Origin of the sequence: Amphritea atlantica (assembly GCF_018860855.1) — a bacterium.
GTDB classification, from domain to species: Bacteria; Pseudomonadota; Gammaproteobacteria; order Pseudomonadales; family Balneatricaceae; genus Amphritea; species Amphritea atlantica_A.
On sequence record NZ_JAHKQE010000016.1, the window covers coordinates 1 to 12,969 of the forward strand.

The 12,969-nt window shown below is 48.8% G+C and carries 13 protein-coding genes; 6 read left to right on the plus strand and 7 right to left on the minus strand.

Features of this window, described 5'->3' with window-relative positions; all coding sequences use genetic code 11:
- Positions 1 to 158: 158 nt before the first annotated feature.
- The 3 genes from KO512_RS06880 to ampD form a co-directional block, all read right to left on the minus strand.
- Entirely contained in the window at positions 159 to 1,205 is a 1,047-nt protein-coding gene (locus KO512_RS06880; RefSeq protein WP_215951596.1) for an ABC transporter ATP-binding protein, read from the minus strand.
- A 217-nt stretch (positions 1,206 to 1,422) separates the two neighbouring features.
- The gene (locus KO512_RS06885; protein WP_215951597.1) at positions 1,423 to 2,247 is read right to left on the minus strand and encodes a hypothetical protein; all 825 of its coding nucleotides are present in this window, start codon (positions 2,245 to 2,247) and stop codon (positions 1,423 to 1,425) included.
- Entirely contained in the window at positions 2,244 to 2,915 is a 672-nt protein-coding gene (gene ampD, locus KO512_RS06890) for a 1,6-anhydro-N-acetylmuramyl-L-alanine amidase AmpD (RefSeq protein WP_436792272.1), read from the minus strand. Before ampD ends, KO512_RS06885 begins: the two co-directional genes overlap by 4 nt.
- 76 nt (positions 2,916 to 2,991) lie before the next feature.
- Here ampD and nadC point away from each other — a divergent pair, with 76 nt between their 5' ends.
- Positions 2,992 to 3,837 (plus strand): carboxylating nicotinate-nucleotide diphosphorylase, encoded by an 846-nt coding sequence (nadC, locus tag KO512_RS06895; RefSeq protein WP_215951598.1) that lies wholly within the window; start codon positions 2,992 to 2,994, stop codon positions 3,835 to 3,837.
- A 366-nt stretch (positions 3,838 to 4,203) separates the two neighbouring features.
- Here the strand turns inward: nadC and KO512_RS06900 are convergent, their stop codons facing one another.
- Entirely contained in the window at positions 4,204 to 4,563 is a 360-nt protein-coding gene (locus KO512_RS06900; RefSeq protein WP_215951599.1) for a hypothetical protein, read from the minus strand.
- 134 nt (positions 4,564 to 4,697) lie between these two features.
- Entirely contained in the window at positions 4,698 to 5,144 is a 447-nt protein-coding gene (locus KO512_RS06905; protein WP_289847217.1) for a pilin, read from the minus strand.
- Between the two features lie 359 nt (positions 5,145 to 5,503).
- On the opposite strand from KO512_RS06905, the gene pilB reads away from it, so the two are divergent.
- The 5 genes from pilB (at position 5,504) to yacG (ending at position 10,502) form a co-directional block, all read left to right on the plus strand.
- Complete coding sequence (gene pilB / locus KO512_RS06910) at positions 5,504 to 7,222, plus strand: type IV-A pilus assembly ATPase PilB (protein WP_215951600.1); 1,719 nt, start codon at positions 5,504 to 5,506, stop codon at positions 7,220 to 7,222.
- Positions 7,223 to 7,269: 47 nt separating this feature from the next.
- A complete protein-coding gene (locus KO512_RS06915) occupies positions 7,270 to 8,496 on the plus strand; it encodes a type II secretion system F family protein (protein ID WP_215951601.1) in 1,227 nt (408 codons plus the stop codon).
- Positions 8,497 to 8,614: 118 nt separating this feature from the next.
- On the plus strand, positions 8,615 to 9,601 hold the full coding sequence (locus tag KO512_RS06920; protein WP_215951602.1) for a prepilin peptidase: 987 nt from the start codon (positions 8,615 to 8,617) through the stop codon (positions 9,599 to 9,601).
- A gap of 39 nt (positions 9,602 to 9,640) precedes the next feature.
- Positions 9,641 to 10,261 (plus strand): dephospho-CoA kinase, encoded by a 621-nt coding sequence (gene coaE / locus KO512_RS06925; RefSeq protein ID WP_215951603.1) that lies wholly within the window; start codon positions 9,641 to 9,643, stop codon positions 10,259 to 10,261.
- The gene (gene yacG / locus KO512_RS06930) at positions 10,251 to 10,502 is read left to right on the plus strand and encodes a DNA gyrase inhibitor YacG (RefSeq protein WP_215951604.1); all 252 of its coding nucleotides are present in this window, start codon (positions 10,251 to 10,253) and stop codon (positions 10,500 to 10,502) included. The genes coaE and yacG overlap by 11 nt, the downstream gene beginning before the upstream one ends.
- Positions 10,503 to 10,672: 170 nt before the next feature.
- Here yacG and KO512_RS06935 read toward each other — a convergent pair whose 3' ends face one another.
- Both KO512_RS06935 and argJ read right to left on the minus strand, forming a co-directional pair.
- Positions 10,673 to 11,677: a Nudix family hydrolase gene (locus tag KO512_RS06935; RefSeq protein ID WP_215951605.1), complete on the minus strand. Its 1,005-nt coding sequence runs from the start codon at positions 11,675 to 11,677 to the stop codon at positions 10,673 to 10,675.
- Positions 11,678 to 11,701: 24 nt separating this feature from the next.
- A complete protein-coding gene (gene argJ, locus KO512_RS06940; protein ID WP_215951606.1) occupies positions 11,702 to 12,919 on the minus strand; it encodes a bifunctional glutamate N-acetyltransferase/amino-acid acetyltransferase ArgJ in 1,218 nt (405 codons plus the stop codon).
- Between the last annotated feature and the right edge of the window lie 50 nt (positions 12,920 to 12,969).

The following is a 12,969-nucleotide window of genomic DNA, read 5'->3' on the forward strand; positions in this document are numbered from 1 at the left end:
GTGAGAGATGGTATCTACAGGTGCAATATCGGCCAACCACCACGTAGGGTGGCGGTGAGGAACGAACCGCACCGTTAGGATCAATGGCGCCAATGACGATGGTGCGGTGTCAATCGTGGGTTATGGAGATGGTGCGGTTCGCAAGCTCACCAAGCACCCTACCTCGCAAAGGCGATGGGGCGATGCGCGGCAACATGCAGGGATACCTGTGAGCCTACCTCAAACATCAGCGGCTCAAAGATTTCAGACTCGATTCGTCGACCCGATGGTAACAACAGATGATAAACCACCGAATGACCGAGAAACTCTTTCTGCTCGACCGTCGCCATAATACTGCCCTTATCCATACTCGGCCGAATATCGGCTGGGCGAATAAACAGAGATAAACGCTTACCGGATTCCGCGCCAAACGGCTCGGCAAACTCAAGGGTGCCCAACTCGGTATGCACAGAGGTTTCATTCAAGCATTCCCCATCAAACAACTCCCCCTTTCCGACGAACCCAGCCACCAGCGGATTAACCGGCTGATAATAGAGCTCTGTGGGTGAACCCCACTGCTGTAATTCACCCTGCGCCAAAATACCCAATTTATCACTGATTGCGAACGCTTCTTCCTGATCGTGCGTCACCATAATCGATGCGATCCCCTGATCTTTAAGAATAGCGCGAACTTCGAGGGCAAGCTGACGACGTAGGTCAGTATCCAAATTAGAGAAAGGCTCATCCATCAATAGAAGATTGGGCTTAGGCGCCAGCGCTCGGGCTAATGCCACCCGCTGCTGCTGTCCACCAGACAACTCATGGGGGTAACGGGCAGAGATATCCGGCAATTCAACCAGCTTTAACAGTTCCGCCACCGCCTGTCTTTTCGCGGCACCGCTATGCTTTTGCAGCCCGAAAGCAATGTTGTCGTATACGCTAAGGTGAGGAAACAACGCATAATCCTGAAACACAACACCGATGCTGCGTTGCTCCGGTGGCAAAGTGGAACCGACCGTAGAGATTGCCTGACCATTCTGCAGAATACTGCCGGCCAACACTGGATTAAAACCCGCTATCGCCCGCAATACCGTCGTTTTACCGCAACCACTGGGACCGAGCAAGCAGGCAATTTCCCCCGACTGCAGTTGAAAATTCAATCTTTCGGTAATCACTGCATTTTCATAGCCGCAGCTGAGTGAATTGAGTTCCAGCAGAGGAATCATACGTCGGGCGCTCTCTATCCTAAATGAAAATGATTCTCGCTTATCTCTAGCAATATTTCAACCGAGATTCTCGCCAGTACCACAACCGTTACCCTTCGATCTCAAACGCCCATAAAGAAAGCTGTGTCTCTAGGCTTTGATGCAAGCTCTTAACTAAGCTCTTAACTAAGCCCTTATCCAGATTGAATCGAAGAGCGAGGCAATATTAGATCTAAACTTAATAAAAAGGTGTTTCAATTCCCATCATCGTTAAAACCGCCAGCAGTACTAACCAGAAAATCGCTGCCCGTCGAATTAACTTATTTAAGCCAATAATCTCTTCAGCCGCTAAATGTCTAAACTGATCATCCCCCTGAGTAACCAATGGATACTGCCTCGCACTTTCCTCCCCCAACGCACCCAGAGCAATGCGGAACAACCATTCACGGTATCCCCAACTCTTCGCTTCAGGGTTTTTCAATTGGTTATAGGCACTCACCCCGTTGCCCACCATAAAGAATGTAAAACCTAACAGCTTGGCCGGGATGCCAATGATCAACTTAGACAACCAAACTTGCCGTGCCCTATTGGACCAGAGCGCCAAAAGCAGCCCTGGTAATCCCAAGCAGATAAACCAAAACAGGAGCACAAAAAAACCGGTCAACGATAGATAGAGATACTGCTGACAGATAGCATAATGAGCAGTCTGATTATCACGAACATCATCCGTACGCTGAAGTCCTAATAGCCCCGCTAACTGCAACCAAGATGCCTCAAAGTCGCCCTGACACCAGTCCTGATAATACTTACCGGTCAAATCACTAGGTGACCAGTTTTCCACAAAGAGATACAGCGCCAACACTTCTACAGCCAGCACCAACACACCAAACTTCCAACTAAAAAACTCAAGCAGTAATACTTCGCCAACGACCAGAGCAGCGATTAACAACAGCCAAGATCGATTACGCGATGGCAACGCTGCTGCTGACCATTTCACTAACCCTGGCGAGCGGCGCTTATAACGTCCGAATATCATCAGCAACATCACCGCTAGAAACTTCATCCTTGTATCTCCATCTTCAGTTGCCGGTTAAAATACGCTCGATTAAATGCCGGACCGGGGTCTGTTTTACGTTGCGGTGCAATATCTTCATGGCCGGTAATCTCTTCCGTGGTCATCTTTGGATAATAACCGATCAATGCCGCCGTCACCCGCGCTAACTGTTTATATTGCTGTACCGTATAAGGGACATCGTCAGCCCCTTCCAACTCAATACCAATGGAAAAATCATTACAGTTGTCGCAGCCGGCATATTCTGACTGGCCCGCATGCCAAGCACGCTGATCAAAGCTGACAAACTGAACCAACTGACCATCACGCTCAATCAACAGATGAGCCGATACCTGCAAAGTTGCAATCGTTGCAAAATAGGGATCAACGGAAGTATCTAACCGGTTTAGAAAGAAATCCCGAACATAGCCTCCGCCGAACTTCCTCGGCGGTAAACTGATATTATGGATCACCAATAGACGCGGCACCTGGTTAGCGGGACGCTGATTAAAGTTGGGCGATGGGCAATGCTCCGCAGCATTCAACCACCCCGCGTTGATCTGTAAATTATCCTTAGACTGCGTCATTTTTCCTCGAACAGCGACTACTTTACCCAGCGGGTTTCCGTTAGAATAGCCGCCTGTGAGCGACCACTGACTGAATAGTACCACGGCGCGCACATCAGACAAGCTATCAACACAGCCTTCGCCTGCGATAGCCGATTAACCGGAATCAGATCATTTAAACGGAGTCCCCATGGCCAACACCCAACTACTCAGTGATATCCCCGCCACCGTGCGCACCGCATTGTTGGAAGATATCGGTGATGGCGATATTACCGCCCGTTTGATTCCTGCAGAACAGCAAGCCAAAGCCCGAGTCATCAGCCGTGAAGACGCGATCATCTGCGGTGTGAGTTGGGTGAATGAAGTTTTTCACCAAGTAGATAAAAGCGTCAAGGTTAACTGGCTAGTGAGTGACGGCGATCACGTGAAGCCGAATCAAACGTTATTTGAACTCGAAGGCCCAGCCCGCTCACTGCTGACCGGCGAGCGCAGCGCCCTGAACTTTCTGCAAACCCTCTCCGGCACCGCCACCATCAGCGCATATTATGCCTCACTGATTGAGGGCACCGGCGTTAAACTGCTCGACACCCGTAAAACCATTCCAGGGCTGCGACGAGCACAGAAGTACGCGGTCAGCTGTGGACAGTGTTACAACCATCGTATCGGCCTCTATGACGCTTTCCTGATTAAAGAGAACCATATTATGGCCTGCGGCTCGATCGCCAACGCCGTGGCCACTGCCAAACAGAATGAACCGGACAAAGCGGTTGAGGTGGAAGTGGAATCTTTTGATGAGCTGCAACAGGCGCTAGATGCCAATGCCGATATCGTCATGCTGGATAATTTTGATCACGCAGGCCTGCGCTTAGCGGTACAGAAAAATAAACAACACCCCACTCCAGCCAAACTGGAAGCCTCGGGTGGTATCGATCAAAGCACCCTGCGCAGCATTGCTGAAACGGGTGTGGACTATATCTCCATCGGCCTACTAACCAAAGACTGCAAAGCGGTTGATCTGTCGATGCGATTTGTGTGATTGCTTTTAGTGCCTTTATCAACGGCTGTATTCACTGCTGTATTAACGGCTGTGAATAAAGCTTTAAGTGAGTCAGGACACTGAAAGCTGTCAGTGACAAACAAAAGCCTGACATTTAAGGCTTAAAGTCGAACACCTAAAACCGCAGAGAATGATTACTCTTTGATCACCCTATGCATAAAACGAAAAAATCCACCGCTGAGGTGGATTTTTTATAGTGGTAGTAGCTAAACCAGCCCACTATTTATTCCAAATTAGAAATAATAAGCAATTGAGATACAATACCCATTTTGAGCACAAGCGCTATCAAAAAGCGGTTGATTTACCACAAACCACCCTATTGACTCAATTCATCGCTAGAGTCGATTATGGCGCTTGACGACGACAATCCGCCGCGCCGATCAATTCCCACTCATCACTTTTCTGAATCTGTAGAATATCGTAAACCTCAACTACGGTTTTATTAACGTTATTATTCCACAGAATCTGACAGATCTCGGTGGCACTATCATTACGCTTTTCACCGTTTTCACGGGGCAACATCCCGATCGCCAGAATACCGCCATCCGACCACCATACCGGTGTCGCTGGGTACTTATCCGGCTGCGCTGCTAAATCGGCTTCAACTGCTGCCCGCTTTGCCAGTGATAAGGGTTCGTCATAGAGGAAATAAGTCACCGCTGCGGTAATCGCCACCAGCAAAATGAGCATTGTTTTTTTATTCATGGAGTACCGAGTAATCGACTAATAACAAAGTCACAGTAAATCAAAATCTTAACGAATAAACTAGTCGCCATTAGGCTAATTTCAGACATAAAAAAAGCGCAAATTTCTTTGCGCTTTTTTTGAATACTTAAAATTTAATCACAATAACCTTTAGCTACACAGCCACTATCCTCATCAACCGCCCATGCAACAGCGCCATGACTAATCGTGCCATTAAGTATATAAGTCTCCCCACCTAAGCCGTTATCCGAAACTGCTTGAGCTGTAATATCAATCGCTTGACTAGTAACACCACTAATACCCACGCTGGCAACATACTGACCAATTGCAGCACCTAATAACGCCTGACTAACTGTGTTATTTTGTCCATCACACTCTGTTAACGAACCATCAACCTGAGCACACACTTCAATAGCTGACTTAACCCCCCCCGTAGCATTTACTACTTCAGAGAATTTAGCCTTAGCTGCATAAGTCTGATATGCCGGCAACGCAATCGCTGCCAAGATACCGATAATCGCTACTACGATCATCAATTCGATTAGGGTAAAACCCTGTTGTTTATTCATCGTTTTTTTCATTCGTTATCTCTCCAGCGAGTAAAGTATTCATCATCGTCCCTGCTCCGAACGACTTCTTTCCCTTGCCATTATGGCTCTTCATCCATGCTCCTACGAGCCTGATATGAATAGTAACCTATTTTTTATGGCAGTCCAGTGACTTAAAGCAAGTGTCTGTTGATTCTCAAACCGACCAATAGATGTTACTTTACATATAGATAATAATACAAGACAGTAAGAGTGTTAGCGTGCCATTTAAGCTACAACTAAGGTCGCAACTTAAACAAAGAAGGCCAGCTACCCTTTCCATGCCGTTATTAATAACCTTATTACTGCGCTATCAACGAGAGCAACACAGATAAAATGGATTCTCTGAAACGATGAGTGTACAACCCTTTCAGCCGCTCAGTGGCTTGGCCAGACGACTGGTAAATGATGGTGTGTTTTCATCCGATGTGGCGATGGATGCACTAAAAACCGCCCGTAAAGACAACAAGCCCTTTATTGCCCACATTATCGAAAACCGCTTGGTAAGCGCTTACCGAGCCGCTGCCGCTGCCGCTGATGAGTTCGGCATGCCGTTATTTGATCTCGATGTGATCGATGTTGAATCACTGCCTCAGGGGTTAGTCGATGAAAAACTGATCACTAAACACCATGCGCTGCCGCTCATTAAGCGGGAAAACCGCCTCTATGTGGCGATCTCTGACCCTACCAATATACAGGCGCTGGATGAATTCAAATTTCATACCGGCACCACCACCGAAGGGGTCATCGTTGAGGAGGATAAACTTGCTCATCTGATCGATACCTTCTTGGATGAACAAAACTCTGCTCTCGATGGCTTAGAAGATGCCGATCTCGACAATCTGGAGATCGACGAAGGACTACAAGAACAGCAAGAAGATAGCGGCGAAGAGGCGGCCAGTGAAGCGCCTATCGTGCGTTTTGTTAACAAAATATTGCTAGATGCGATCAAAAATGGCGCGTCCGATATTCACTTCGAACCCTATGAAAAATCCTATCGTATCCGCTGCCGTATCGATGGCATTTTGCAAGAGGTGGCTAAACCACCGTCAAACTTAGCCCCCCGTCTTAGTGCCCGTTTGAAAGTTATGTCCCAGATGGATATCTCTGAACGACGGATGCCACAGGATGGCCGGATTAAGATGAAGATATCTAAAAATCGCGCTATTGATTTTCGGGTGAACACTCTGCCCACCCTTTGGGGCGAAAAAATAGTACTGCGTATTCTCGATCCGACCAGCGCACAGATGGGGATCGAAGCGCTGGGGTATGATGAAGATCAAAAAGAGCTCTATATGCAGACCCTGCAAAAGCCTCAGGGGATGATCCTCGTTACCGGCCCCACCGGTAGTGGTAAAACCGTCTCGCTCTATACTGGCCTTAATATTCTCAATACCGTTGAACGCAATATCTCCACCGCGGAAGACCCTGTCGAGATCAACCTTGAGGGGATCAACCAGGTTCATGTCAACAATAAAGTAGGTCTAACCTTTGCCGAGGCTCTACGCTCCTTCCTACGTCAAGACCCGGATGTGGTCATGGTGGGGGAGATACGGGATATTGAAACCGCCGAGATCGCCATCAAAGCGGCCCAAACCGGTCATATGGTTTTATCCACCCTGCACACCAACAGTGCTGCAGAGACGTTGACTCGACTGCGCAACATGGGCGTGCCGGCTTTTAATATTGCCACCTCGGTATCCCTTATTATTGCCCAGCGCCTCGGCAGACGCCTGTGCAGCGGCTGTAAAAAGCCAACAACTATTCCTGAAGCAACCCTGTTAGAAGAGGGCTTTACCCAGGAGCAGATTGCCGCCGGTTTGAATCTGTTTGAACATAACCCCGAAGGCTGCAATAAATGTAATAAGGGCTATAAAGGCCGTGTGGGCGTCTACGAAACCATGAAAATGACACCGGAAATTGCTCAGGTCATCATGGACAACGGCTCATCCTTGGATATTCTGGCACAGGCAAATGCTCAAGGCTTTAGATCACTACGTAAATCGGGTTTGCGTAAGGTGATTCAGGGGGTCACCAGCCTAGAAGAGATGAACCGAGTCATAAAACTCTAACAGCGTTAACTTTTAATCTATTAAACCTGTAAACGGATGCAATTCAGATGGCGAAGAAAGCAACAGATAAAACCCCTCTGACTTTTAACTGGGAAGGTAAGGACAAAAGCGGCAACCAGAGCAAGGGCGCCATCAATGCTCAGAGCATTACTGAAGCGAAAGCGATGCTACGCAAGCAGGGCATTATGCCAAAAAAGGTGCGTAAACAGACTTACAGTATGTTTAGCAACCATAACAAACCGATAAAACCGATGGATATTGCCCTGTTTACCCGTCAGACCGCCACGATGCTGAAGTCTGGCGTACCGCTATTGCAGGGCTTTGAGATCGTCGCCAACGGGGTTGAAAAAGCCCAAATGAAAAAGGTGATCTACGACCTTAAAACCGATGTAAGTGGTGGTACTAGCTTTGCTAAAGCACTAGAGCGACACCCTAAATATTTTGATGATCTTTATTGCAATCTAGTCCATGCGGGGGAGAGCTCCGGCTCACTGGAAACGATGCTAGACCGTATAGCTAGCTATAAAGAGAAGATGGAGACCCTGAAAAAGAAAATCAAGAAAGCACTGACCTACCCTATTGCAGTTATCGTGGTCGGTTTAGTCGTCTCCGCCATTCTTTTGATCAAAGTAGTTCCGCAATTTGAGAGCGTGTTTTCCAGTTTTGGCGCAGACCTACCCGCGTTCACTATGTTCGTAGTCGGTTTATCTAAAGTCGCGCAAGATTGGTGGTTTATCGCCATCATTGTCATCGTGCTAACAGGCTTTGCCTTCACGAAAGCCCATGAAAAATCGAGAGGTTTCCGTGAGTGGCTCGACCGCGCCGTACTCAAAATCCCTATCATTGGACAAATTCTACACAACTCGGCTATTGCTCGCTTTGCCCGAACCTTGGCAACGACCTTTGCGGCAGGGGTGCCCTTAGTGGATGCGCTCGACTCAGCAGCCGGCGCATCGGGTAACATTGTCTATGAAAAAGCGATTCAACAGATAAAAAATGGCGTCTCTACCGGCCAGTCACTGCAAAATGCCGTCACCATGACAGGACTCTTTCCCGCCATGGCTACACAGATGATCGCCATTGGTGAAGAAGCGGGTTCTCTAGAGATGATGCTGGATAAAGTCGCTAGCTATTATGAAGAGGAAGTAGATAACGCCGTCGACAACCTCTCAACCCTGATAGAACCCATGATTATGGCTATTCTCGGTATTCTGGTGGGTGGTTTGGTTATCGCCATGTATCTACCGATCTTCCAATTGGGTAACGTTGTCTAAATTATAACAGCCAAATTTAATATTTTATTTCAAAAGCGTTCAGGCTGTTATGGGATACTGATATACAGCCAACGCTATAGAATGATCACACCCATGTTACTGTAGGCCGAACTTCCTTATGTACGAAATTATTGCAGCAACACCTTGGTTGGCGATCACGTTAACCGGTGTTTTTTCTTTGCTAGTCGGTAGTTTTCTTAATGTGGTTATTTACCGCCTACCGCTGATGATGGAACGGGAATGGCAGCAAATGACCGAAGAAGCCGCTGCATCTGCTGAAACCGATGCGACGCTACCGCAAGCAGTCATAACCGAAACATCCTTAGAAACTTGCATAGAAACATCCTTATCAACTGACGATCCATCAGAAGCCTCCTTGCTAAAAGAACAACCGCTAGAAAACGATAACGATAAGGTCTTTAATCTTTCACACCCCGCTTCGACCTGCCCTCACTGTGGACATCTAATTCGCTGGTATGAAAACATCCCGCTTATTAGCTATTTTCTGATCCTCAGGGGGCGCTGTAGCCGCTGTAAAACCCGCATATCGATACGCTACCCGCTGATCGAGCTGATCACCGCCGCCATTTCCGCTTTTATTGTCTACCAGTTTGGTTTTAATACCCTGGCACTGGCGATTATTTTCTTTAGCTGGTGCCTGATCACGCTGACCGCGATCGATTTAGATCATCAACTGCTGCCGGATAAGATCACCCTACCGCTGCTTTGGCTCGGCCTGATCGTTAACAGCTTTGGCTATTTCACTAGCCTGCCGTTGGCACTCTGGGGCGCGGTACTCGGCTATCTCTCACTCTGGTCGGTCTACTGGATCTTTAAGCTGGTGACAGGCAAAGAGGGGATGGGCTACGGCGACTTTAAGTTACTCGCAGCGCTAGGTGCTTGGGCCGGAGCGGATATGTTACCGCTAATCATCCTCGCGTCATCGCTGATTGGCGCCGTAACCGGCGGTTTAATGATACTTTTCCGGCGTCACGGATCGCAAACACCGATGCCATTCGGCCCCTACCTAGCGGGTGCGGGCTGGGTTGCGCTATTATGGGGCGATAGTCTTACCGGTTGGTACCTGCAACTGCTAAGCTTATAAATATCGAATTGATACAACGCTGAATCCAGAGAGACTGATATGTTTGTAGTGGGTCTTACCGGTGGCATTAGCAGTGGAAAATCTGCTGTGTCCCACCTATTTGAGCAATTATCCGTGACCGTGATTGATGCGGACCAAGTCGCCCGTGAAGTCGTTGAGCCCGGTGAGCCGGCGCTGGAAAAAATTACCCAACGTTTCGGGTCAGAGATACGCTTAGCCAACGGAGGATTAGACCGTAAAGCGCTGCGAAAAATTGTTTTTACTGATCCCCGCCAACGGGACTGGTTAGAACAGCTACTGCACCCACTCATTCGGGATCGTATTCTGTTAAAGCTGGATCAGTGCGATTCAGACTATGCTATCTTGGCATCGCCACTTTTATTAGAAACCGATCAGCATCTGCTGGTGAATCATATTGTGGTGGTCGACGTGGATGAAGGGACTCAGATTAGCCGTACCGTGGCACGCGATAATACAGATATTGCACAGGTAAAAGCGATTATCGCCGCACAGATGCCCCATGATGAACGCGTCACTAAAGCCCATGACCTAATCGATAACAGCGGCTCTTTGGCAGATCTTAAGCCGCAGATTGAACAACTACATTTAAAGTTTCTGTCGCAAGCACAACAGGAACAGGAGTCCGACCTTGGCAAATAACCCCAGCAATAACTCACACGGCAAAAAAACGCTCGTCGCCTGCCCTACCTGTAAAAAAGAGTTGGAGTGGAGTAGCGAAAACCCTTTTAGACCTTTCTGTAGCGAACGCTGTAAGATGATTGATCTGGGCGCTTGGGCGGCAGAAGAGTATCAGATTGCGGCAGAGCCCAGTGTCGACGATTACAGCAGCAGCTTTGAAGATGCCGAAGGCAGCGATTATCTAGACCGACCGCTACACTAATTACAAGATACCGATGTGGCTTTTTATTGAGATATAAATACTCGACGCATTATGTTGATCTAGCTTTATCGCCCCTAGAAGGGGCTCCTACAAGCAAAGGACGTGCGGAATAAGCAAAGGAAGTACTGAATTTTACGTGGGAGCTACCTCTGGCTGCGATTATCTGCGTATCAACAGCGAAAACCACTGATGGCCGCAATCCCCTGACCTCCGACGTCGATAGTCTTTTCGAGATCATCGCGCGATACCCCACCCAGCGCATAAACCGGCAACCTTGTTTGACTCACTAGCCGGGTAAACTCATCCCAACCTAGCGGTGCAGTATCGGGATGACTCGGCGTCTGCTGTACTGGCGAGAGAGTAATGTAATCCACCCCGACCCGTTCAGCCTGCTGAATCTGCTCTAAGCTGTGACAGGATGCCCCCAACCAACGCCCCGAAAACAGATCACAACTATCCGGCCCTTGTTGATCCAACTGCTGCAGGCGGTCGGAGCTTAAATGAATAGCGGATACGCCGGCCGCGTTCGCCGTTTCGATTGAGGTATTCCAGATAATCGGCAGGCTTTTAAAGCGCTCAGCAAGCTGCGTATAAAGCGCTAACTGCACAGAGTTAGTCAGATGCTTTGCCCGCAACATAATCGCGTCAGCGCCATTAAGGGTCGCTTGAGCCACAAATCCACCGTACTGATCGGCTAGCTCAGTTAAGCACGACTCGCTGACTTGGCCGTTTTCTAACAAAGGCTCCGTCGAAAACTCCGGCGTAATCGCCATCGCGTTTGGCAATAACAGTGCATTAACGATCGGTTTATTGGCCGCCGGAAACTGATAGTTTGGCAACTCAGACAAGCGGATCCATTTTAGTGGCTGACCTTCTCGGCCATAAGCTTCGCCGCTAAAATGGTTGACTCGGAATACATCCAGCATTACAGATTTATCCGGATAGTGATAGGGCACCTGTATTAACGGTCGAGTGGCCGCCAGATCAATCGTAATACCCAACTCTTCATGCAGCTCCCGGGCAAGCGCATCGCGAGCTGATTCGCCCGACTCCACCTTGCCACCGGGAAACTCCCATAAGCCACCCTGATGCTGCTTGCTATTACGCAGTGCGATCAGCAGCTCACCGGACTCATTAAAGATCGCCGCTGCCGCCACATGAATCAGTTTAGACAAAACCTATTCCTATTCAAAAATTGATTAAGAACGATAGTCCGCATTGATGGCAACATAGTCTTTGCTCAAATCAGTGGTCCATACTGTTTCTTGCTGATCACCCCGATTAAGCAGAATACGAATCGTAATCTCCTCTCGACTCATCACTGCCTGTCCAGCCGCTTCGGTATAACTGGCCGCACGGCCACCGTTTTCAACGATACAGGCTTCGCCCAGCCAGATTTGCAGCGCGTCAACATCGAGGTTATCAACGCCAGCATAGCCTACCGCCGCTAAGATCCGCCCCCAGTTAGGATCACTGGCAAACAGAGCGGTTTTTACCAATGGAGAATGCGCCACCGCATAGGCTGTTTTTAACGCTTCATCAGAACTAGCCGCTTGCTCAACACTGATGGTAACAAATTTGGTTGCCCCTTCACCGTCACGCACAATAGCCTGTGCCAGTTCGAGCAACACCTTGTTAACCGCCGCATCAAACAGTGCCAACAGCTCTGCGGTCGTTTCACTGATCTCGATACCACTGGCACCGGTCGCTATTAACATGCAGGAATCATTGGTGGAAGTATCACCATCGATCGTAATACGGTTAAACGAACGATCCGCCGCACGGCTCAATAGCGCTTGCAGCAGTGCCGGTTCAACCTTCGCATCGGTGGCAATATAGGCCAACATGGTCGCCATATTCGGTTTGATCATACCGGCACCTTTAGAAATGCCGGTTAGGGTAATCAACTGTCCCTGATGCTCAATCTGCATCGAATAGGCTTTAGGACGCGTGTCGGTGGTCATAATGCCACTGGCAGCCTCTAGCCAGCCGTTATCAGTCAGGGCTTCAAAAGCAGCAGGAATCGCACTAATAATGCGTTCTTTCGGTAGTTTTTCACCGATCACGCCGGTCGAGAACGGCAACACCTGAGCAGACGTAACACCCGCCGCTTCAGCCACAGCCTGACACACATCCAGCGCGTCCTGATAGCCTTCCTTACCGGTTCCAGCATTCGCATTGCCGGTATTGGTCACCAGATAGCTGGGCATTCCCTGTTGCAGGTGTTGCTTACAGATTCGCACCGGCGCGGCACAGAATTGATTGAGGGTGAAAACACCGGCGGTGCTTGCTCCAGCGGCGATCTCCATCAAAACCAAATCTTTTCGGCCCGGCTTTTTAACGCCCGCTGATGTTGTACCTATACGAAACCCTGCAACCGGGTGCAGCGTCGGAAGCGTGCCAGGACCTACTGCCATTACCAACTCCTTAAACCTTGAAAAAAAAGAAAGCAGCTTGGCTGCTTTCT